This window comes from Halorubrum sp. LN27 (genome assembly GCF_016635065.1).
Classification (GTDB): domain Archaea; phylum Halobacteriota; class Halobacteria; order Halobacteriales; family Haloferacaceae; genus Halorubrum; species Halorubrum salipaludis.
Genome location: NZ_JAEPET010000001.1, coordinates 1772071 through 1793583, shown reverse-complemented (window position 1 = coordinate 1793583; position 21513 = coordinate 1772071). Strand labels below are relative to the sequence as shown.

Sequence of the window (21513 nt, the reverse complement as noted above, 5' to 3'; positions counted from 1 at the left end):
ATGAGTAGGACGACGGATCGGCGAGGCGGTCGCGACGACTCTCTGCGGGTGGTTGTCGTCGACGACTCGCCGTTCATGCGAGGGTTGATCTCCGACCTCTTGACCGACGCGGGGGTCGCGGTCGTCGGCGAGGCGGGCGACGGCGCCGAGGCGCTGTCGGTGGTCGCCGAGACGCGTCCGGACGTCGTGACGATGGACGTCGAGATGCCGGGGATGGGGGGACTCGAAGCCGTCGAGCGACTGATGGACGAGACGCCGACGCCCGTGCTGATGCTGTCGGCGCACACCGCCGAGGGCGCCGAAGTGACGTTCGAGGCGCTCGAACGGGGCGCGGTCGACTTCTTCTCGAAGCCGGGCGGCGAGGTCTCGACCGGTGTCTCCCGCGAGTCCGACCGGCTCGTCGAGGCGGTCAGGTCGGTCGCGGGCGCCGACCTCGCCGCGGCGACGCGCGACCGCCGCGAGCGCGAGGCCGCCGAGCGCGGCCCGGACGCGACGGCCTCGACCGCTTCAACCCCGCCGACCGCGACCGCCGATGTCGACGACCCGCTGACGGTCGTGATCGGCGCGTCGACCGGCGGACCGAACGCGGTCGAACGTGTCATGTCGGCGCTGCCGATGGCCGACTGCCGGGTCGTCATCGTCCAGCACATGCCCGAGGCGTTCACGTCGCGGTTCGCCGACCGGCTCGACGAGGCCTCCGCGTACGACGTGCGCGAGGCGAGCGACGGCGCCCGGATCGGGAAGGGCGAGGCGCTCGTCGCCCGCGGCGGGAGCCACACCCGGATCGACAGCTACCGGTCCGGTCGGCTCCGCGTCAAGCTCGACGAGGACGACTCGCAGTCGGTCACGCCCGCCGCGGACGTGACGATGCGCTCGGCGGCTGAGGTCGTCGACGGCCCCCTCGTGGGCGTCGTGTTGACCGGGATGGGCTCGGACGCCTCCGAGGGGATCCGGGCGATGGCCGACGCGGGCGCGCGGACCATCGCGCAGAGCGAGGACACCTGCGTCATCTACGGGATGCCGAAGCGCGCGGTGGAGACGGGCGGCGTCGACGAGGTGCACGACCTCGACGACGTGGCCGGCGCGATCGTGGGGGGTGAGGCCTGATGGACTCCCACCGCGCCGCGTTCGTCGCCGAGGCGGAAGACGGGATCACGGACCTGAACAACGCCCTCCTCGCCTTGGAGGCCGACCCCGAGGACGCCGAGGCGATGGACGACGTGTTCCGCGTCGCCCACACGCTGAAGGGCAACGCCGCGGCGATGGGGTACGAGGACGTCTCCGACTTCGGACACGCCCTCGAGGACCTCCTCGACGCGGTCCGACAGGGCGACCGCGAGGTGACGCCCGAGCTGATGGACCTCCTCTTCGAGGGGGTCGACACCGTCGAGGCGATGGTCTCCGAGATCGCCGACACGGGCGACGTATCGACCGATCCCTCCGATCTGGAGGGCCGCCTCCGCGAGATGGAGGAGCACGGGACCGTCGGCGGCGGAGACGAGGACGGCGATACCGCCGAGGGCGACTCCGGAACCAACGCCGGCGACGCCGACGCGAGCGCGGACGACGAGGGCGCGGACGATGGCGACGCCGGCGCGGACGCCGGCGAACCTGAGGAGGATTCGGGCGACGCCGACGACGTGTCCGTCCCCGACCTCCCCGACGCGGCCGCCGCCCTCGACGACCCGGTCGCGTACGCGGACGTGACGATCGGCGAGACCGCGATGGCGGGCGTCGACGCCGCGCTCGTGGTGCAGGCGCTCGGCAACCAGTTCGGCGAGTACGTCACGGTTCCCGACGCCGAGGCGCTGGAGGACGGCGAGTACGACGAGCGGTTCGACGCCTTCGTCGGCGACGCCGACCCCGACGTGGTCGCCGAGGGGCTCGGCGCGCTCACCCAGGTTGAGTCGATCGCGACGGCAGGCGTCGAAAACGGGGAAGACGGCGAAGCGGGCGACGAAGACGGCGAGTCGACCGAAGCGGGCGACGCAGCCGAGACCGACGACGCCGAAGCGACCGCGGACGACGACGACCCGGACACCGCCAGCGACACCGACGACACGGCGGATGGGGCGGACGCCGAAGAGGAAGATACCACCGAGGCCGAAGACGACGCGTCGGACTCCGGCTCCTCTTCCGACTCCAAGTCCGGCGACGAGATCAAGTCCATCCGCGTCGACGTCGACCAGGTCGACGAGCTGTACGGGCTCGTCGAGCAGCTGGTGACGAGCCGGATCAAGCTCCGCCGGGAGTTAGAGGAGCTGAACGCGCAGTCGGACGCGTTAGACGAACTGGACAAGCTCGCGTCCAGCCTGCAGGACACGGCGATGGACATGCGACTCATCCCGTTCTCGCAGGTGTCGGACTCGTTCCCGCGGCTCGTCCGCGACATCTCGCGGGACCTCGACAAGCGGATCGACTTCGAGATCGAGGGCGACGACGTGGAGCTCGACCGCACCATCCTCACGGAGATGCGCGACCCGCTCGTCCACGTCCTGCGGAACGCGGTCGACCACGGGATCGAGACCCCCGAGGAGCGCGAGGCGGCCGGGAAGGACCCGACCGGGCACGTCAGGCTCACGGCCGAGCGCGAGCGCGACCACGTCATCATCGAGGTGGCCGACGACGGCGGCGGACTCGACCCCGACCAGCTCCGCGAGAAGGCGGTCGACGAAGGGGTCAAGAGCCGCGAGGCGGTCGATGCGATGGAGGACGACGAGGTGTACGACCTCGTGTTCCACCCCGGCTTCTCCACCGCGGAGGAGGTCACGGACGTCTCCGGGCGCGGCGTCGGGATGGACGTGGTCCGGACGACCGCCCGCGACCTCGACGGCTCCGTCTCGGTCGAGAGCGAACCGGGCGAGGGGACCACGGTCCGGTTCCGGCTCCCCGTCACCGTCGCCATCGTGAAGGTGATGTTCGTCGACGTGGGCGGCACGGAGTACGGGATCCCGATCAAGTCGATCGCCGAGGTCGCCCGCGCGGACGACGTGGAGGAGGTCCACGGCGACGAGATCGTCCGCCACGAGGACGACCTGTACCCCGTGATCCGGCTGAACGAGCGGCTCGCGAACAGCGGCGCCGCGGCGGCCGGGTCCGGCGTCGGCGCCGGCGGTCCCGGTCAGTCGGAGGCGGCGGCCGGTGACGAGGCCGGAGCCGCGACGACGGACGACGACACAGCCTCCGCGACGACCGACGGCGGCGTGACCGACGAGGGGATGCTCGTGCGGATCCGCGAGGAGACCCGGCAGGTCGCGCTCCACTGCGACGCCGTGCTCGATCAGGAAGAAGTGGTCGTGAAACCGCTCGACGGGCCGCTGTCGGGGACGCCGGGCCTCAGTGGCACGGCGGTCCTCGGCGACGGCGACGTCGTGGCCGTCCTCGACGTGGTGAGCCTATGAGCGGCGAGACCGAGACAGCCTTCGAGGGCGTCCTCAGGCAGATCGACGACACGGTGCCGTTCGAGCCCGGCTACTACAACGAGTCGTACCTCGACCGCCGGATCACCGCTCGGATGCGTCGACGCGACACCGAGTCCCACGAGGAGTACGAGCGGCTGCTCCGGGAGGACGACGACGAGCGCGAGGCGCTGATGGACGCGCTCACGATCAACGTGACGGAGTTCTTCCGCAACCCGGAGATGTGGGAGGTGCTCCGCGGCGTGCTGCGCGAGCGGACGGGCGAGCAGCGGCGGGTCCGGGTCTGGTCGGCTCCCTCGGCCGACGGCCGGGAGCCCTACTCCGTCGCGATGTTGGCCTGCGACGACCCCGAGATCGACGAGTCCCGCGTCGAGGTGCTCGGCTCGGACATCAGCGAGGAGGCACTCGACAACGCCCGCGAGGGCGTGTACCACACCACCCGCACGACCGACATCGCGGCGGAGCTCGAGCCCCTCTCGGACCCAGACCGCTACGTCGAGCGCGACGGTGAGACGTTTCAGGTGCGCTCGGAGGTCCAGCGGCTCGTCGACTTCGAGACGCACGACCTGATCCGCGACGGCGCGCGCGACCCCTTCGACGTGGTGCTGTGCCGCAACCTGCTGATCTACATCGACGTCGACCACAAGGGGGCGCTGTTCGACACGCTCGAGGCGTCGCTCGCCGACGACGGCGTGCTCGTGCTCGGCATGACCGAGAGCGTCCCACCGGACCGCTCGGACAGGTACGACCCGATCGACAAGCGTCGGCGGGTGTTCCGGAGGGTCTAATGTCACTGTACCAGCACGCGAGAGACGGGAACGCCGAGCGCCTCAGGGACGCGATGGGCAGCGACAGCGCCGCGGTCCGGAAGCGCGCGGCCGAGTTCCTCGGCGAGGTCGCCGATCCGGACGACCAGCCGTCCATCGACGTGCTCTTGCGCGCCGCGACCGGCGACGAGGGCGCGCAGGTCCGCGGGGCCGCGGTCGACGCGCTCGACGAGATCGGCGAGGCCGCGCTCGAACAGCTCCTCTCGGAGCTCACGGGTACCAAGGGCTCCGAGGCTGAGTGGGTCACCGCCCGGAAGTTCGCCCGCGCGCTGCAGGCCGACCGCCCGGAGCTCCGGATGGCCGCCGCCAACGCGCTCGGCCGGCTCGACGACGCGAGCGGGCTCCAGCACCTCGTCGAGGCGCTCGACGACGAGGACCCTCGCGTCAGGCTGCGGGCGTGTCAGGCCTGCGGGACGTTCGCCGACCCGCGTGCGGTCCCCGGACTGACGGAGCGGCTCGACGACGAGCCGCGGGTCCGGCGGGCGGCCGCGAACGCGCTCGGCAACATCGGCACCGATGAGGCGCTCGCTCCCCTCCTGGACCTCCTCGACGACTCCGACGAGTCGCTCCGGCGCATCGCCGCCGGCGCCCTCGGAAAGGCGAACAACTCGGAGCCGATCGAACCGCTGGCGCGCGCGCTCGGCGACGAGAGCGCGGTGGTGCGCAACGCCGCGGTGTACTCGGTCATCGAACTCCTCTCGAACGTCCCGACCGAGCAGAGCCACGCCGTCCGGGATCAGGTCGTCTCGGAGCTGAAGCAGGCCGACGACGCGACCGTCGTGGAGCCGCTCGTCGAGATCCTCACCGACGGTCAGCAGAGCCGCCAGCGGCGGAACGCGGCGTGGATCCTCGGCCGGGTCGCGGAGCCGGAGTCGGCGGCCGCGGTCGAGGCCCTCGCGGACGCGCTCGCCGACGAGGACGCGCAGACCGCGCAGTTCGCGGCCACCAGCCTCAAGAGCCTCGGCGGGCCGATCGTCGAGGACCGGCTCCTCGACCGGCTCGGCACCGAACACCCCGAGGACGCCCGCGCGAAGGCGGTGTTCGTGCTCGGGCAGGTGGGCGGCCAGGAGACGCTCAACAAGCTCGAAGAGTTCACCGACGACGAGAGCCCCGCGGTCCGGAAGCGGGTGTTTTCGGCCGTCTCGAAGCTCCGGGCGGGGGGATCCTAAATGTCGGGGGAGAGCGGCGAGTACAAGGTCGCCGACACGCAGGCCCGGTTCGCGGTCGCCGTCCGCGACGGGCGGAAGGTGAGCGACGTCTCGTGGACGCCGGGGCGCGTACTCCTATCGAACCGGCGGCTCATCCTCGCCGGCAACGACGGGAAGCGCACGGTCCCGCTCTCCGAGCTCGAGGGGCTCGGCGGACGCCACGACGCCAACCAGTCGGTCGCGCGAGTCTCCAACTACGTCAGCTTCGATCTGGGCGATCAGGTGTTGCTCGTCGCCGCCTCCGAGCACGAGTCGTTCGAGCGCGACGTGTACCGGGCGCTGCTCGACCAGCGGACGGTGACCGCGAAACACCCCGCGATCGAGGGGGGCGTCGTGCAGGAGACCGAGTGGGAGCAGGCCCGGGTGAAGATCGACGAGAACGGGCTCAACGCGGCCTTAGAAAGCGGCGCGTTCGTGAAGTTCGACCTCGACGACATCAGCGGTCTGGACGCCGCGAAACGCACCGTCAACGGCGAGAAGAAGCCCGTGATCGAGGTGTCGCACACCGACGACGAGGGGACCAGCATCGAGACCCACATCGCCGGCGACCCCAGTCGGATGCGGTTCGTCGAGGCGTGGCTCCGGAAGGGCGAGCAGCGCTCGTCGACGAACGTCGACCTCTCCAGCCGCGACCGGGAGGTGCTGATGGCGCTGTACTCCGGCGTCTCGCCGTTCGAGATCCCGTCGTTCCTCGGGATGGACGTCGACGCCGTCGAGGAGACGTTCGAGCGGCTGATCGACCTCGAAGTGGTCGAGGAGGTGCGGATACGCCGCGAGGTGGCACTGAACTCCCGCGGACGCAACATCGCCAGCGAGGCGATGAACGAGCAGTAGCAGGCGGGCGACTTCGGGAGCGTCGCTGGCGAGCGCTGTCGGGGAGTAGCGAACAGCCGGCGCGACCGGTCTACCGCGGCGGTGCGCCGGGCTCCCGCCTCGGCCGCCGCGGACGGCGACTCAGCTCACGGGCGGGGTGGTCGCGGTATCAGTGATAAACTGCGGGGTCGCTCGGAAGGCGCACCCCGTCGTCGACGTCGAATTACTCTTAAGTCACAGCCCGACCGAAGGGGGACATGAGCTACGAGGCGGTGTTCTTCGACCTCGACAACACCCTGTACCCGTACGCCCCCTGCAACGAGGCGGGCAAGCGGGCCGCCCTCGCGGCGTTTCGCGACCGGGGGTACGAGATGGACCGCGAGACGTTCGACGAGCTGTACGCGGCCGGGCGCCGCGAGACGAAGCGGGAGACCCGCGGCACCGCAGCCTCCCACGACCGGCACATCTACTTCAAACGCGCACTGCGGCGCCACGCCGGGGAGCACGACGCCGCCGACGCGCTGGCGCTCGGCGACGCGTACTGGGAGGGATACGCGAGCGAGATGGAGCTGTGCGACGGGGTCGAGCGCGTCTTCGACGCCCTCGCCGAAGCGGGAACGGAGATCGCGGTCGTGACCAACCTCACCACGCGCGTCCAGCTACAGAAGCTCTCTCGGCTCGCGATCGACGACCGGATCGACCGGCTCGTCGCCTCCGAGGAGGTCGGCCGCGAGAAGCCGAGCGCGATCCCCTTCACGACCGCGCTCGCGGCGTTCGACCGCCGACCGAGCGAGGCGCTCATGGTCGGTGACAGCGTCGACGCCGACGTGGTCGGCGCGAACGCGGTCGGGATGGACACGGCGCTGTTCGTCGCCGACGGCGACGCGCCCCCCGTCGAATCGCTCGACGGCGACCGGCGTCCGGACCACCGGCTCGACGCGTTCGCCGACCTGACGGAGGTGGCGGCGTGAGCCGAGACGACGCCGGCGGAGATTCCGAGGCCAACCCCGACCTCCTGCGCGACGCGCGCGAGGCGGTCGTGGAGTACGCGCCGGCGCTGGCCGACCTCACTCCGGGTCGGACCGGGAACCTGAGCGTCCGCGACGGCGATCGGGTCGCGGTGACGCCCACCGGCGTCCCGTACGACTCCTTCGACGCGGTCGACGTGCCGGTGGTCTCGCTGGACGGCGACCGGCTGGCGGGCCGGATGGCGCCGTCGAGCGAGGTGCCGATGCACACGGGGATCTACAAGCACGACCGGCCGGGCGCGATCGTCCACACCCACTCGCCGTGGGCGACGACGATGGCGACGCTCCACCGGAAGCTCCCCCCCGTCCACTACATGATCGCCGCCGTCGGGCGGGAGGTGCCGCTGGCCGACTACGCGCCGTACGGCACCGCAGAGCTGGCCGCGAACGTGGTGGCCGCGATGGCCGAGGCGGACTCCGACGCCGCGATCCTCGCGAACCACGGGCTCGTCGTCACCGGTCCCGACGTCGAGACGGCGGTCGAGAACACCCACCACGTCGAGGACCTCTGCCGGCTCTACCTCCGGGCGTCGGCGGTGGGCGAGCCGCACGTCCTCTCCGACGAGCAGATGGCGACCGTCGAGGAGCGGTTCGAGAGCTACGGCCAACAGCCGGACGACGGCTCGTAGCGGGGGACGGCGGTCGAACGCCGCCGACCCGTAGCGGGGGACGGCGACCGGACGCCGGCGACTCTCGACCCGACCGCCTCCCGCCCGGTTTTATAAATACCGCGGCGGCTACTGGATCGGTATGACCGACACAGAGCCGGCGGCCCCGGTCCGGGAGACCGCCGAATCGATCGCGACGATGGAGATCCGCGGCGCGGCGACCATCGCGTCCGCGGCCGCGGAGGCGCTCGCCGAGCAGGCCGAGGCCGCGGCCGCGTCGGGAGAGACCGCGAGCGACCCCGCCGCCTTCCGGGCGTCGCTGCGCGCCGCGGGGCGGACCCTCCGCGAGACCCGGCCGACCGCCGTGTCCCTGCCGAACGCCCTCCGCTACGTCCTCCAGCGCATGGAGGGGGAGACGGTCGACGAGCTGCGCCGCAGCGTCGTCGGCGCCAGCGACGCGTTCGTCCGCCAGCTCGACCGCGCGCAGGAGGACCTCGGGCGGGTCGGCGCGAACCGCCTCGCCGACGGCGACACCGTGATGACCCACTGCCACTCGACCGACGCGCTCGCCTGCATCGAGGCCGCCGTCGAGCAGGGGAAGTCGATCTCGGCGGTCGTCAAGGAGACCCGCCCGCGCCAGCAGGGCCACATCACCGCCGAGCAGCTCCGCGACGCCGGCGTCCCCGTCACGCTGATCGTCGACTCGGCGGCGCGGCGCTACCTCGACGAGGTCGATCACGTCGTCGTCGGCGCCGACTCGATCGCGGCGGACGGCGGCGTCATCAACAAGATCGGCACCTCGGGGCTCGCCGTCAACGCTCGCGAGCGCGGCGTCCCGATCATGGCCGCCGCCCAGACGATCAAGCTCCACCCGGAGACGCTGACGGGCCACACCGTCGAGATCGAGATGCGGGACGAGAGCGAGGTGATCGACCCCGAGACCCGCGACGAGATCGGGGAGATCGACGTGCGGAACCCGGCGTTCGACGTGACGCCGCCGCGGTACATGGACGCGATCGTCACCGAGCAGGGCCAGTTCCCGCCCGAGAGCATCGTGACGCTGATGCGGGAGCTGTTCGGCGAGGGCGCCGCCGAGCCGTGGGCCGAGCCATGAGCGATGACGGCCCGGGGCGCGACGGGACCGACGACTGGGAGGAGGAGCTCGCGGAGTGGGACGAAGAGGTCTCCGAGTGGGAGGCCGACGCTGGCACCGGCGCGAACGGCGGCGGAAGCGGGGACGGAACGCCCGACGACCCCGGACCCGACCGCGACCCTGTCGACGACGATCCCGACTTAGAGCCGGAGTCCTCGGGCCGCGTCCCGAAGGTGGTCTCGGCCGGTCACATCAACTGGGACGTGACGATCCACGTCGAGCGGCTGCCGGAGCCGGACGGCGAGACCCGGATCGACTTACTCGAGCAGTCCGGCGGCGGCAGCGCCGCGAACGTCGCGGTCGGGCTCGTGGGGCTCGGCGGCCAGTCGGTTGTCTTCGGGAGCGTCGGCGGCGACGAGTCGGGGGCGCTGGCGCTCCGCGAGCTGGCGAGCGCCGGCGTCGACCCCGGACAGGTCCTCGTCGACGCGGACGCGCCGACCTCGGTGAAGTACGCGATCGTCGACGGGAGCGGCGAGCTGCTCATGTTGGCGAACGACGGCGCCAACGAGTCGTTCACGGCGGCCGAGCTCGACCGGAACACGCTCGCGGCGGCCGACCACCTCCACCTCACGGGCCAGCAGCCGGAGACCGCGGCCGCGCTCGCGACCGCGGCCGGCGAGGCCGGGACGACTCGGAGCTTCGACCCGGGACGCCGCGTGGGCGACCGCGAGTTCGAGGCCGCGCTCCACGCCGCGGACGTGCTCTTCCTGAACGCCCCGGAGGCCGACGCGATCGCCGACGCGACCGACATCGACCCGTGGGAGCCCGACGACCGCGTCGTCGCGATCAAGCTCGGCGAGGAGGGGGCGACGGTCCGGACACCCCACGGCGACGTGTCGCATCCCGGGTTCGACGTCGACGCCGTCGACACCGTCGGCGCCGGCGACGCGTTCGCGGCCGGCTTCCTCGGCGCCGCGCTCAGGGACCCCGAGATCACCGGCGGCGGGTTCTCGCACGACCCCCGTGACTACCAGGTGCCGCTGCTCGTCGCCAACGCCTGCGGCGGGATCGCGGCCGAGACGGTGACCGCCCGCGCCGACCTCTCGTGGGAGCGCGTCCGGTCGGTGATGGGGGAGTCGCCCGAGTCGGACCTGCTGATCGAGATCCGGGTGTGAGACGGCGCCGTGAATCTGGTTCTCCGGACGCGTTGTCGCACGATCGAGCCGATCGTTGAAGCGGGCCTTTTGATCGAGTTCGGGAGTGGGTATTGCAGATCGGTAGCGGCGAGACGGTATTTAAACAGCCAAGAGCGACGACGATCGCTTATAAATGACGACGCGGTGGCGCGCGCCTCCGAACGGCCGCCACCGGTGGCCGTGAGGAGCGCGTGCGAGGGAGTCGCTGGCGCCTTATAAGGCGCCAGCGACGAGGCTGGGGAGGCGTGAGGCTGCGGTTGCGGTGTGGGTGGGACTCAAAGGGGCAGCCGCGAGGGGAGCTTAGGCGACGCTAAGCACCGCAGAGAGCGAGTGAAACGAGCGACCGAGGAGCGCAGCGAGCGTAAGCTCCCCTCGCGGCTGGGGCTTTGGAGGCCTTCACCGCGGGCACATCGATCACTTATAAACACCTGTCAGCAACACCCAAATCCAACTTATAAACAACCGAACAGCCAATTTGCGAGACTCACTCCCGAAGTCGATCACGCTGCTGGGTCTGTACAGATCGGATTCGGGTCCGAACAAGTCACCTGGCGAGGAATCGATAGTATTTCGACGACCCCCGAACGCGACCGCGCTACCCGACGTAGTCGAACGCCGCCGCGACGTCGGCGGCGCCGAAGAAGACGAACCGGTAGCGACCCGGCTGCAGGTCGGGACAGACCCGGAGCCCGCCCGGCTGGTTCTCGTCGGCGACGAGCCCGGACTCGGTCAGCTCGAACTCCCACGCGACAGTCTCGCCCGGCCGGTGAGCGATCGCCTCGTCCGTGTAGCCGAACTGGTCGTCGTCGCCGCCGCGCACGTCCATCCACCCGTCCTCGGTGAGCACCTCGACGTTGTACTTCCCGTGGTTGCCGACGTATTCCTCGCGGGCGGAGACGTTGGTCAGCTCGATCCGCACGTCGTCGCCGCGCTCGAACGTCAGCGCCGCCGCGCGGTCGTCGCCGTCGTACGCGGGGTTCACGACGCGGAGCTCGAGGGGGCCGCTCCCGTCGCCGTCTTCCCCGGTACCGCCGCCCGATCCCCACGAGACGCCGTCGGAGTAGAAGCCCGGGTGGCGCTCGAAGGCGCCGTCCTCGCAGTCGAGCGGCGCTGGCACGGTTTGGGGATCCCCGTCGGGTCTGACGAATCCGTCGAGCCCGGCGGGATCCAGAATTCCCCCGTCGCCGGTCAGCTCCGCGGTCTCGTCCCAGCCGTTCGTCACCGAGAGCCGGAGCGCGTCCGGCAGCGGGTCGGCGGTGACCCGGAGCAGCGCGCCGGAAAAGGTGACCGCCTCGCCGCAGGCCTCGTCCTCCGCGGCGGTGTTCTCGACGGTCGCGCTCGCGGCGAGCGTCCCGTCCTCGACGGCGACGTCGTCGAACGCGATCCGGTCGTGGCAGGTGGTGGGTCCGACCGACTCGACGTACGCGAGCACGGACGACGAGAAGTCGGTCGCCTCGACGAACTCCCCCACCGCCGCGGGCGCGTCGTCGAACAGCCAGCGCGCCTCGTCCTCGTCGGTGAACAGGGTACAGAAGCCGCGTCGTGACTCGCGGTCCCACGCCGGCCCGGAGAGCGCGCCGCCGGCCTGCTGGACCGCCGTGTCGGTGAGTCCGTCGCCGCCGTCCTCGCCGTCTTCCCCGTCCCTGCCGTCCTCGCCGTCGGCTCCGTCGCCGGTTCCGCCGTCGCTCCCGTCGTCGCCGTCCCCCGCGCCGGGCTCGACCTCGTCGGTACAGCCGGCGAGCGCGGCGACGCTTCCCGCCCCGATGCCGTATATCGCCGTTCGACGCGTGAGTTCGGTCATGACGGGCGTGGCTACGACGCCCCCACATAAGGGCTTCCTGTAGGCGCAAAGACCTCTCTGTGTAACGCCGGCGTCGGCTGCGGTCGAGCGCCCGCTCCGTCGAGGGTGGGAATCACCGCTCCGAGAACGACTCTCTGCGGCCGATCGAACCACCGTCTCGACGATCGTCGTCGATCCGTGAAAAACCGTGAGAGGACTCGATAAAGAATTAGGGCCGATATGAGGCCGTTTTAAAACGTCGGCGAGGGGGCGAGAAACGTGGTGAAATCGTCCGAACCCTCTGCGGGCTATATGTAGTCTCCAGTCGTAGGGAGAGGTGTCCATGTCAACCCCCGCTTCCACGCGCCTCGCGTCCGGCCGGCAGGTCGCCGGACTGATGACCGGCACGGTGAAGGCCGCCGCCTTCTGGGCGGCCATCGCCATCCCGACCGCCTACCCCGTGCTCCTCTACATGGGGCTCGAAGGCACCCCCGGTCTGCTGTTCGTCGGCCTGCTGTTCGCGAACGCCCTCGCGCTCGCGCTCGGCCACGACTACAAGCGCTGAGGCCGTCACGCTCCCCGAGTCCGCACGTATCGCAGCCGAGGCAATCGTCGCCCTCCTCTCTCCCGGATCTACCCGCCCCCACGGGCCGGTCTCGAAGCGCTTACCCACCGGCCGGTCCGACTGTGGGTATGACCGACGAGACGCACGTCGAGTGGCGCGACTGGGGCGCCGAGGCCTTCGCCGAGGCCGACGACCGGGACTGCCCGGTTCTGCTCTCGCTGTCCGCCACGTGGTGCGAGGGCTGTCACGAGATGGATGCGATCACCTACGCCGAGCCGCGGATCGCCGCCAACGTCAACGAGGGGTTCGTCCCGGTCCGCGTCGACGTCGACCGCCGCCCGCGGGTGCGCGAGCGGTACAACATGGGCGGGTTCCCGACGACCGCCTTCCTCACGCCCAAGGGCGAGCTGCTCACCGGCGCGGGCTACCTCGACGTGGACGGGATGCGGCAGGTGCTCGAGTCCGTCCGCCAGATGTGGGCCGACAAGGGGCGGGACGCGGGCCGGATCCCCCGCGCGCTTGACGCCGACCTCCCGCCGAGCGGGGAGGTGACGGACGCGATCGAGAGCCACCTCGCCGGCCAGATCGAGGTGAAGTACGACGAGGAGTACGCCGGCTGGGGATCCGACGCGAAGTTCCCGCTTCCCCGCACCGTCGAGTTCGCGCTGAAGCGCGACCGCGACCGCGCTCTCCGGACGCTCGACGCGGTACGCGACCACCTCGCGGACGACGTGGCCGGCGGGTTCTTCCGGTTCGCGGGGACCCGCGACTGGGGCGACGTGGCCTACGAGAAGCCGATCGACACGAACGCGGCCGTCACCCGCGCGTTCGCGAACGCCTACCTCTACACGGGCGACGAGGCCTACCTGGAGCCCGCGACCGACGCGGTCGGCTTCCTGACCGACGACCTCTGGACCGGCTACGGCGTCGGCGGGAGCCTCGGGCCCGGGCTCGGCCGCGCCTACTACGCCGCGTCGGCTGCGGACCGCGCGGACCTCGACTCGCCCCGCCGCGACCTGACCGTCTTCGCGGGCGGGAACGCGCTCGCCGCCGACGCGCTGCTCGCGGTCGCCGCCTACACCGACCACGAGCGCGCGCGGGAGTACGCCGAGCGGATCCTCGACGGGCTCGAGCGCGACCTGATCGACGCCGACACCGGCGAAGTGACGCACTACCGCGGGAGCGACGAGGTCGGCGAGTCGGACCTGCTCGCCGACGCCGCCCGCGTCGTGAGCGCGTACACCCGCGCCGCCGGCGTGCTCGGTGAGGGCGCGGAAATCGCCCGCGCCGTCGCGGACCGAGCCATCGATCGCCTCCGCGTCGACGGCTCCTTCGTCGACGGGCCGCGGTCGGGCGCGGGCCTGCTCGACCGTCCCTTCCGCCCGCTCGACGGCAACGTCGAGATGGCGGACGCGCTGCTCGACCTGGCGGCGCTGACGGGCGAGGAGCGCTACGAGACGGTCGCCCGCGAGACGGCCGAGGCGTTCGCCGGCGCCACCGAGCGCCTGAGCGTGCAGGTCGCCGGGTACGGGAGCCTCGCGGGGCGGCTGCTCCGCGGCACCACCGTCGTCGCCGTCGGCGACGAGCCCGGCAGCGACCTCCACCGCGCCGCGTGGCGCGTCGCCGACCACGAGAAGGTCGTCGTCCCGAACGCACACCGGGAGGACGCGCCCGCCCCGCGGTCGGTGCCGGCGGGGTCGGCGGTCGTCCTCGCCGGGGACGCCGCCTCGGAGCCGGCGGAAACACCGGACGAGTTGATGACGCGCGTCGCCGAGACCGCCGAGTGACGAAGCGGATCCCGGAATCACCCGCGACGGCGGCGGCTCGGTTCGGCGCCGACACGATCCCGGCGACGCGAACGCGTTCGCCGACCACCGCCGGTTCGTGTAAACCTGCGACGCGTTTATACTGATCCCGCCGGATCGGTGGGTATGGCATCTCTCCGCGACCTCGGGCTGTCGGAGTACGAGGCCCGCGCGTACCGCGCGCTCTTACGCACCGGGCCGACGACGGCGAAGGACCTCTCGCGGGCCAGCGAGGTCCCGATGGGGCGGGTGTACGACGTGCTCAACAGCTTGGAACAGCACAACCTGGTCCGGAGTCAGGCGGCCAGCCGACCGAAGAAGTACGCGGCGGTGGAGCCCGACGCCGCGCTCGACCGGCTGTTAGAGGAGAAGAAGCGGGAGCTGGAGACGCAGGCGGAGCAGTACGAGGAGGTGGTCGATGACCTCTCGACGGAGCTCGACGCGGGCGAGCCCGTCGACGGGCAGTTCTGGACCGCGGCCGTCGGCGCGGAGGACGCGACCGACCTCCTCTTGGAGCGGATCGCGGCCGCCGAGCGCCGGATGGTCGTCGTCGCCGGCGCGCCCGCGACCGGCTTCGACCTCGGGACGGTCGGCGAACAGGTGACCGACGAGCTTGAGGCGGCGCTCGACCGAGGCGTCGAGATCCGCGTGTTGCTGTCGCCGGAGACCGTGGACGCGCTCCCGCGGAGCGTCGGCCGGCGGTACACCGCCGACCTCTCGGACATGGACGGGTTCGAGGTGCGCACGACGCCCGGGGTCGACGGGACCTTCTCCGTCTTCGACGGGATCGAGGTGTGCATCGAGGTGCCGCACCCGCTCTCCGGCGACGAGCCGTTCGCGATGATCGACGTGAAGGACGCGGAGTTCGCGGCGAGCGTGAGCGAGGAGTTCGAACCGCAGTGGGGGGAGGCGGAGCCGCTGACGTTCGGGTGAGGAAGAAGCGCTCGTGACCTCACCAAGAGGGGATAGCGATCACAGCCCGGTTAGTACAGGGACAGCGGCGATCGATCTCGGGAGTGGGTGTTGCAGATCGGTGGTGGTGATAGGGTATTTAAACAGCCGTGAGCGACGGTCATGATATCTTATAAATAGCGGTGCAGTGGCGCGTGCCTCCGAGGCCGTTTCGCGGCCGAGGAGCACGCGCGAGGGAGTCGCTGGCGCTTCGCTCGGCCGCCAGCGACGAGGCTGGGGAGGTGTGAGGCTGCGGTGCTGTAGCGGGCGGGTGGGGCTCAAAGGGGCAGTCGCTGTGGGCGGCGCAGGCGACGCGAGCACCGGAGCGAAGCGACTGAGCGAGGAGCGCGGCGAGCGTGCGCCGTCCACAGCGGCTGGGGCTTTGCAGACCCTCATCGTAGCGTCGTCGATCGCTTATAAACATCCGCTAGCGACACGCCAATCCGGCTTATAAACAATCTCTCCACCAACATGCGAGATTCACTCCCGAAACCGATCAAGAGCCGGTCTTCGGCGACGAACCGCTTCAGACGAGCGTCTGTCTGAACCGGAGGAATTCGACGGGGATAGCGACTCAGGACCGGTCAATCAGTGACGGCCGGACCGCGCCTACTTTGCGTTCAGTTCGTCCTGCAGGTCGGCCATCGTAACCTCTCGCTCGGCGTGGGCGTTGTGCTGGTGGATCGACTCGTCGTTCGACTGTTTCATGTAGATCACGGCGTCGTCCGGGAGGTGGTCGAACTCCTCGACGGCGCCCTCGGCGAGCGCGCGGACGCAGTCCTCGACGAACTTCGCGTCGGCGTGGGCCTCGTAGGTCATGTGGTCCTCGTCGGGCCGCTTCGCCATGTTGTAGATCCGGGCGCTCATCGAGTCGCGGGCGACGTCGATCAGGTCGCGGAGGTCGATGTCGGGGTGGCCGTCGGTGGTGACGGTGAGCGTCGCGTGGCCGCGCTGGGAGTGGCCCGGCTGGGGGACGGCGTCTAAGAACTCCTCGGTGGTCTCCTCGTCGACGCCCAGCTCGGCGAGCTTCTCGCGGGCGCGGGACTCGCTCATCCCCTGCGAGCAGGGACAGACGGTCATCCCCGTCACCTCGGCGCCGATCTCCTCGCGGGTCCCCTCCTCGGTCGCGGTCGCGCTGGCGACGATCGTCGCCGTGCTCTGCGTCTCGATGCCCGACGCGGGCGTGTCCTCGCGGGTGACCAGCTCCGCCGACATCGACACCTCGGCGGTGGTGGTGTAGTCGTGCTTCTCCAAGAGCCGCTCGGCGGCGTCGCCGCAGACCTCCTCGACGCGGTACGCCTCCTCGCGGGTGATCTCCTCTAAGATCTCGTCGATCGTCGCGAGGTTCCGCGACATGTCGATCCCCTTGCGACCGCTGGGAAGGTCGACGAACACCTCGAACTCCGCCATGAGGACGATGGGGCGCTTGTCCCCTCGGGCGATCTTGACGAGCTTCTCGACGCCGGTGACGCCGACCTGCGAGAGCCCGACTGAGACGTCGGGCGCCGACGCCTGGACGTCCGGCAGCTGGTGACTCATTACGAACATGGTAGGCAGTCAAAGGATTAGCCCTTTCGAAAGGGGGAGTCGCGTCGGGTTGTCTCGACGGCGGCGACCGTTTCGCCGCGGGCGTGGGACCGACTCCCGTCCGCGGGCGTGGGACCGACTCCCGTCCGCGGGCGTGGGACCGACTCCCGTCCGCGAGCGTGGGACCGGCTCCCCCTCGAGGGCGTGGTACCGGCTCCCGTCCGAGAGCCGTAACGCACCATTTATAACCGCGGCAGCGGAAGAATGCCCAAGACCATGCCGAGTTCCAATGGGCCCCAGAAGGCGACCCGCGACAAGCTCTCGAACAAACCCCGCGACCGCGGCACGTCGCCGCCGCAGCGAGCGATCCAGGAGTTCGACGAGGGGTCGCAGGTCCACCTCAAGATCGACCCGAGCGTCCAGAAGGGTCGCTTCCACCCCCGCTTCGACGGTCGCACGGGTACGGTGGTCGGCAAGCAGGGGTCCGCGTTCAAAGTCGAGATCCCGGACGGCGGCAAGACGAAGACGCTCATCGTCGCCGCCGCCCACATGAGCGCACAGCAGAACTGACACGCAATGACGATATTCAAAGAGAAGCTCGACGAGGAGTACGTCACCACCTCCGAGGCGAAGGAGATCCTCGTGGACATCGAAGCGGAGCGCGCGGAGGACGAGGACCGCGACCTGCGCTACGAGCTCGCCCGCGCGATCGAGCACGTCAACCGCTTCGCCCACCTCGACGCCGAGGAGTCGCGGGAGCTGGTCGAGGAGCTCACCGAGCTCGACCAGATCGACGTGCCCACCGCGGTGAAGATCGCGGACCTCCTGCCCGAGGACCGCACCGAGCTGCGCTCGGTGTTCGCGCAGGAGCGCTACTCGCTCGACGGCGACGAGCTCGACGACGTGCTCAACGTCGTCGCGAAGTACGCCTGACGCGTCGCCGACCGCTTTTCCGTCCGTTTCGTTCGCCGCCCGGAGCGACCGGACTCTCAGTCCCGCCGACGGGACCCCGGAACCCCTTTGACTCGGGACGACGACCCTACGGGTATGATCGACGAGACGGTCGCCGAGATCCGGGCGATGCGGACCCACAGCACGTCGGCGGTGGCCGTGAAGGCGACGCGGTCGCTCGCGGAGCTGCTCGACCGCGAGTACGTGACGGTCGACGAGTTCGAGCGCGACCTCGAACACAACGCGGGCGTGTTGCGGCGGTCGAACCCCTCTCACGCCGCGCTCCACAACGCGATGCGCGAGGTCGAGCGCTCGGTCGTCGGCGAGGCGACGAGCGTCGAGGACGGCAAACAGCGGCTCGAGGAGACCATCGACCGCGTCGCCGACGACATCGAGACGGCGAAGGGAGAGGCCGCCGCCAACGCGGCCGAGCGCATCGAGGACGGCGACACCCTGCTGGTCCACGACTACTCGACGACGGTGCTGGAGTCGATCGAGAACGCGGCCCGCGACGGCGCCCACCTCACGGTGTACGTCACGGAGGCGCGCCCGCGAACCCTTGGCCGGAAGACGGCCCGTGTGCTCGCCGGGATGGCGCGGGTCGACACCCGGATGGTGGTCGACAGCGCGATGGGGTACGCCCTCCGCGACTGCGACCGCGTCCTCCTCGGGATCACCTGCATGACCGGCGGCACGTACTACAACCGGGTCGGGACGTTCCCGCTGGTCGTCACGGCGCGCGAGCTCGGCGTACCGGTGACCGCGGTCGGCTCGGGCGCGAAGCAGATCGAGGAGTTCCGGTTCGAAAACGAGTTCCGCGACGCGGTCGAGGTGATGCGCGAGCCCGTCGAGGACGTGACGATCGAGAACCCGAGCTACGACGCGACCCCGATCGGCATGATCGACACCGTGATCACCGACGACGGGGTCGCAAAGTAGTCGGGGCGGCGGCGACCCCGCCGCCGTCGCCGAGACCGAGTAACCCGGCGGATCCGGGAACCGTCGTTTCAGCGATTGAGATCCGCCACAAGCGCTTTGTACGTGTGACGTGTTAGCGTACATAATGAGCGCGAGGCAGGGAACAGCGGGGGTGTTCCGGATTCAGGAGGCCGAGCCGACGGCGACGGCGGAGTGTACCACTCTCCCCTGTGACCTCGCCGCGATCGCGACCGAGCCCGGCGTCGTCACCGCGCTGGTCATCGCGGGTGTCGTCGCGTTCGTCGCGCTGGCGTACGTCCGCGACGCCAAGGCGGAGTGCCGAGGCGAGCGGCGGCGGGTCCTCGACGAGCGCGCCGCCTTCGAGGAGTTCGCGGACCGCGTCTCCGGGCTCGACCCCGCGCCCGCCTCGTCGACCGCGTCGTCGTTCGACGGGCCGACCGCCGCGGTCCGGACGGTCTCCCCGGTCGACGGCGGAGGCGGGGCCGGCGACGACGTCAGGCTCCGTCGCGTGCTCGCGGCGTACCGAGACACGGTGATGTCGCTGCCACACTACAGGGAGGAGTACGACGAGACGATCCCCGAGAGCCTCGCCGCCGAGCTGGGCCCCGACACGGCCACCGCGCTGGCCTCCAACGGCACCCTCTCGTCCGGGGCGCAGTCGGCGCTGGTGCGGCGGAGCCGGCGGGCGGCCGACGCCCGGTCGTCGCTGGCGGACGCGATCGACGCCGAGATCGACGCGCTCTCGGAGTACGAGTCGGACCTGTCCCGCGTCGACCGGCGCCGCCGGCGGCTCCTCGAACACCTCGACGGCGTGGAAGGAGACGGGACGGACGCCGCGATCGACGTCTGGCACCGCCTCGGCGAGCTCGAGTCCGAGTGCGACGAGGCGGCCGGCGAGCGCCAGCGCGCGCTCGACGACCCGCCGATGACCGTCGACGCCCCCGGGGACGACGCGGGTCGCCGGTCGTTCCACGAGTACCTGTACGGGCCGACAGAGGGGCCGCGCTATCCCGTGTTGGCCCAGATCGCGGAGATCGCCGGGCAGATCCGGACGGACCGCGACCGAGTCGCGAGCCGTGTCGCCGGCGGCGAGTGACCCGCGGAGCGACCCCCCCGATGCCTGACGACGGCGGGGGTGGGGACGCGGCCCACGCCAACGCCGGCTTCCGCCGGCTGTTCGGCGACGACGGGCTCACGTTCGGGCTCGGGTTCCCCCTGACCGGCGAGCGGCGCGGCACGCCGGACCCCGCCGAGGAGGTCCGGCTCGCGGAGCGCGCCGAGGCGCTCGGGTTCGACGGGCTCTGGGCGCGGGACGTGCCGACCTACTGGCCGAAGTTCGGCGACGCCGGCGGCGCGTTCGACCCGTGGGCGCTGCTCTCGCACGCGGCCGCACGCACCGACGAGGTCGCGCTCGGCACGGCGAGCGTCGTCCTCCCGCTCCGCCACCCGATCCACCTCGCGAAGTCCGCCGCGACCGTCGACCGGCTCTCCGACGGCCGGGTCGTGCTGGGGGTCGCCTCCGGCGACCGCGACCCCGAGTACCCGGCGTTCGGCGTCGACCCCGAGCGGCGCGGGGAGATGGTCCGGAACCGGATCGCGGCGATGCGCGCGTGCTGGCGCGAGTCGTTTCCCGAGGTCGACGGCGAGTGGGGCGAGCTCGACGGGGAGCTCGACGTGCTCCCGAAGCCGACGACGGAGACGCTCCCGGTGCTGCCGACGGGCAACGCGCGGCAGTCGACCGAGTGGATCGCGGAGCACGGCGACGGCTGGCTGTTCTACCACCTCCCGGACGAGACCCTCCGGAGCTACGTCGCCGAGTGGCGCGAGCTGGCGGGCGCGAAGCCGTTCGCCATCGCCGTCGGCGTCGAGTTCGCCGACGACCCGACCGCCGAGCCAGAACACCTCCACCTCGGCTACCGCGCCGGCGCCGAGTGGTTCCGCGAGTACTTCCGTCGGCTCGACGAGTTCGGCGTCGACCACGTCGTCGTCGGCCTGCGCGGCGACGACCCGGAGGGGGCGATGGAGACGTTCGCGGATGAGGTGATGGGAGCGGTCAGCGGCGGAGACGGCGGAGGCGGCGGGTAGGCGCCGCGACGGGGGACGCGGCGTCGTTCAGTAACCGGTTCCGAGGTAGGTGTGGACGGCGTCGCCCGACTCGAGCTCGTCGACGAAGGCGATCGCGAAGTCCTCCATCGAGATGTAGCTGTCGCCGTCATCGTCGGCGACGAGCTCCCCCTCGGCGGTCCGGTACTCGCCGGTCCGCTCGCCGGGTTCGATGAGCGCGGCGGGCGCGACGTACGACCACCGGATGTCGTCCGCCTCCCGGAACACCTCGAAGGCGTCGATGGCGGCTCGGGCGACCGGCTCCCACTCGTCCGGGAACTCCTCGGTGTCGACGAGCCGCGTGCCCGGAGCGACCTCCAGCCCGCCGGCGCCGCCGGTCCAGACGAGGCGGTCGACGCCCGCCTCGCGCATGCCGCCGACGACCGCCTCCGCCATCGACACGAGGGCGTCGACGGTCTCGTCCTCGCTGGGGCCGAGCGCGGACGCGACCGCGTCACGGCCCGCGGCGAGGTCCGCGATCCGGTCGGCGTCGGTCGCGTCGCCGGCGACTGCCTCGAAGTCGGGGTCGTCGACGCCGTCGACCTCGCCGCTCCGGGAGACGCCGGTGACCGCGTGGCCGCGGTCGAGGAGCTCGTTCGCGATCCGGTGACCGATTCGTCCGCTCGCACCGAGTAAGAGTACGTCCATTGTTGGAGTGGTGTGGTGGGTCGCCTGTCGACGCGAAACGAGAGACCGTAAC

The 21513-nt window shown here is 71.1% G+C and carries 20 protein-coding genes; 17 read left to right on the top strand and 3 right to left on the bottom strand.

Annotation, left to right across the window (positions count from 1 at the left end; translation table 11 throughout):
* The 9 genes from cheB (at nt 1) to JIN95_RS08765 (ending at nt 10171) form a co-directional block, all read left to right on the top strand.
* On the top strand, nt 1-1107 hold the full coding sequence (gene cheB / locus JIN95_RS08805; RefSeq protein ID WP_198951560.1) for a chemotaxis-specific protein-glutamate methyltransferase CheB: 1107 nt from the start codon (nt 1-3) through the stop codon (nt 1105-1107).
* Nucleotides 1107-3401, top strand: a complete 2295-nt coding sequence (locus tag JIN95_RS08800; RefSeq protein ID WP_200531133.1) for a chemotaxis protein CheA — start codon at nt 1107-1109, stop codon at nt 3399-3401. The genes cheB and JIN95_RS08800 overlap by 1 nt, the downstream gene beginning before the upstream one ends.
* Nucleotides 3398-4207 (top strand): protein-glutamate O-methyltransferase CheR, encoded by an 810-nt coding sequence (locus JIN95_RS08795; protein ID WP_200531132.1) that lies wholly within the window; start codon nt 3398-3400, stop codon nt 4205-4207. Before JIN95_RS08800 ends, JIN95_RS08795 begins: the two co-directional genes overlap by 4 nt.
* On the top strand, nt 4207-5415 hold the full coding sequence (locus JIN95_RS08790; RefSeq protein WP_200531131.1) for a HEAT repeat domain-containing protein: 1209 nt from the start codon (nt 4207-4209) through the stop codon (nt 5413-5415). The genes JIN95_RS08795 and JIN95_RS08790 overlap by 1 nt, the downstream gene beginning before the upstream one ends.
* Nucleotides 5416-6288: a CheF family chemotaxis protein gene (locus tag JIN95_RS08785; RefSeq protein ID WP_095637565.1), complete on the top strand. Its 873-nt coding sequence runs from the start codon at nt 5416-5418 to the stop codon at nt 6286-6288.
* A 236-nt stretch (nt 6289-6524) separates the two neighbouring features.
* Nucleotides 6525-7238 (top strand): HAD family hydrolase, encoded by a 714-nt coding sequence (locus tag JIN95_RS08780; protein WP_200531130.1) that lies wholly within the window; start codon nt 6525-6527, stop codon nt 7236-7238.
* Nucleotides 7235-7924 carry a class II aldolase/adducin family protein gene (locus JIN95_RS08775; RefSeq protein WP_200531129.1) on the top strand — a complete coding sequence of 230 codons (690 nt, stop codon included), beginning with the start codon at nt 7235-7237 and terminating at the stop codon, nt 7922-7924. Before JIN95_RS08780 ends, JIN95_RS08775 begins: the two co-directional genes overlap by 4 nt.
* Before the next feature lie 121 nt (nt 7925-8045).
* On the top strand, nt 8046-9017 hold the full coding sequence (locus JIN95_RS08770) for a ribose 1,5-bisphosphate isomerase (RefSeq protein ID WP_200531128.1): 972 nt from the start codon (nt 8046-8048) through the stop codon (nt 9015-9017).
* Nucleotides 9014-10171: a PfkB family carbohydrate kinase gene (locus JIN95_RS08765; protein WP_200531127.1), complete on the top strand. Its 1158-nt coding sequence runs from the start codon at nt 9014-9016 to the stop codon at nt 10169-10171. Before JIN95_RS08770 ends, JIN95_RS08765 begins: the two co-directional genes overlap by 4 nt.
* 616 nt (nt 10172-10787) lie before the next feature.
* Here the strand turns inward: JIN95_RS08765 and JIN95_RS08760 are convergent.
* Nucleotides 10788-11993, bottom strand: coding sequence for a hypothetical protein (locus JIN95_RS08760; protein WP_200531126.1), 1206 nt, complete (start codon nt 11991-11993; stop codon nt 10788-10790).
* A gap of 322 nt (nt 11994-12315) precedes the next feature.
* Here JIN95_RS08760 and JIN95_RS08755 point away from each other — a divergent pair, with 322 nt between their 5' ends.
* From JIN95_RS08755 to JIN95_RS08745, 3 genes are all read left to right on the top strand, one after another.
* Complete coding sequence (locus JIN95_RS08755) at nt 12316-12537, top strand: hypothetical protein (protein ID WP_095637571.1); 222 nt, start codon at nt 12316-12318, stop codon at nt 12535-12537.
* A gap of 128 nt (nt 12538-12665) precedes the next feature.
* The gene (locus tag JIN95_RS08750; protein WP_200531125.1) at nt 12666-14324 is read left to right on the top strand and encodes a DUF255 domain-containing protein; all 1659 of its coding nucleotides are present in this window, start codon (nt 12666-12668) and stop codon (nt 14322-14324) included.
* 144 nt (nt 14325-14468) lie between these two features.
* Entirely contained in the window at nt 14469-15275 is an 807-nt protein-coding gene (locus JIN95_RS08745; RefSeq protein WP_095637573.1) for a TrmB family transcriptional regulator, read from the top strand.
* A 627-nt stretch (nt 15276-15902) separates the two neighbouring features.
* On the opposite strand, the gene mptA is transcribed toward JIN95_RS08745, so the two are convergent.
* A complete protein-coding gene (gene mptA / locus JIN95_RS08740) occupies nt 15903-16832 on the bottom strand; it encodes a GTP cyclohydrolase MptA (RefSeq protein WP_095637574.1) in 930 nt (309 codons plus the stop codon).
* A gap of 264 nt (nt 16833-17096) precedes the next feature.
* Between mptA and JIN95_RS08735 the strand changes: the two genes are divergently transcribed.
* From JIN95_RS08735 to JIN95_RS08715, 5 genes are all read left to right on the top strand, one after another.
* Nucleotides 17097-17390 carry a 50S ribosomal protein L21e gene (locus JIN95_RS08735; RefSeq protein ID WP_095637575.1) on the top strand — a complete coding sequence of 98 codons (294 nt, stop codon included), beginning with the start codon at nt 17097-17099 and terminating at the stop codon, nt 17388-17390.
* 6 nt (nt 17391-17396) lie between these two features.
* Nucleotides 17397-17753: an RNA polymerase Rpb4 family protein gene (locus JIN95_RS08730; RefSeq protein ID WP_095637576.1), complete on the top strand. Its 357-nt coding sequence runs from the start codon at nt 17397-17399 to the stop codon at nt 17751-17753.
* Nucleotides 17754-17867: 114 nt separating this feature from the next.
* Entirely contained in the window at nt 17868-18710 is an 843-nt protein-coding gene (locus tag JIN95_RS08725) for a translation initiation factor eIF-2B (RefSeq protein ID WP_200531124.1), read from the top strand.
* A gap of 124 nt (nt 18711-18834) precedes the next feature.
* Entirely contained in the window at nt 18835-19806 is a 972-nt protein-coding gene (locus tag JIN95_RS08720; RefSeq protein WP_095637578.1) for a hypothetical protein, read from the top strand.
* A 20-nt stretch (nt 19807-19826) separates the two neighbouring features.
* Nucleotides 19827-20795 carry an LLM class oxidoreductase gene (locus JIN95_RS08715; protein WP_200531123.1) on the top strand — a complete coding sequence of 323 codons (969 nt, stop codon included), beginning with the start codon at nt 19827-19829 and terminating at the stop codon, nt 20793-20795.
* A 27-nt stretch (nt 20796-20822) separates the two neighbouring features.
* Here JIN95_RS08715 and JIN95_RS08710 read toward each other — a convergent pair whose 3' ends face one another.
* Entirely contained in the window at nt 20823-21461 is a 639-nt protein-coding gene (locus JIN95_RS08710; RefSeq protein WP_200531122.1) for an NAD(P)H-binding protein, read from the bottom strand.
* Between the last annotated feature and the right edge of the window lie 52 nt (nt 21462-21513).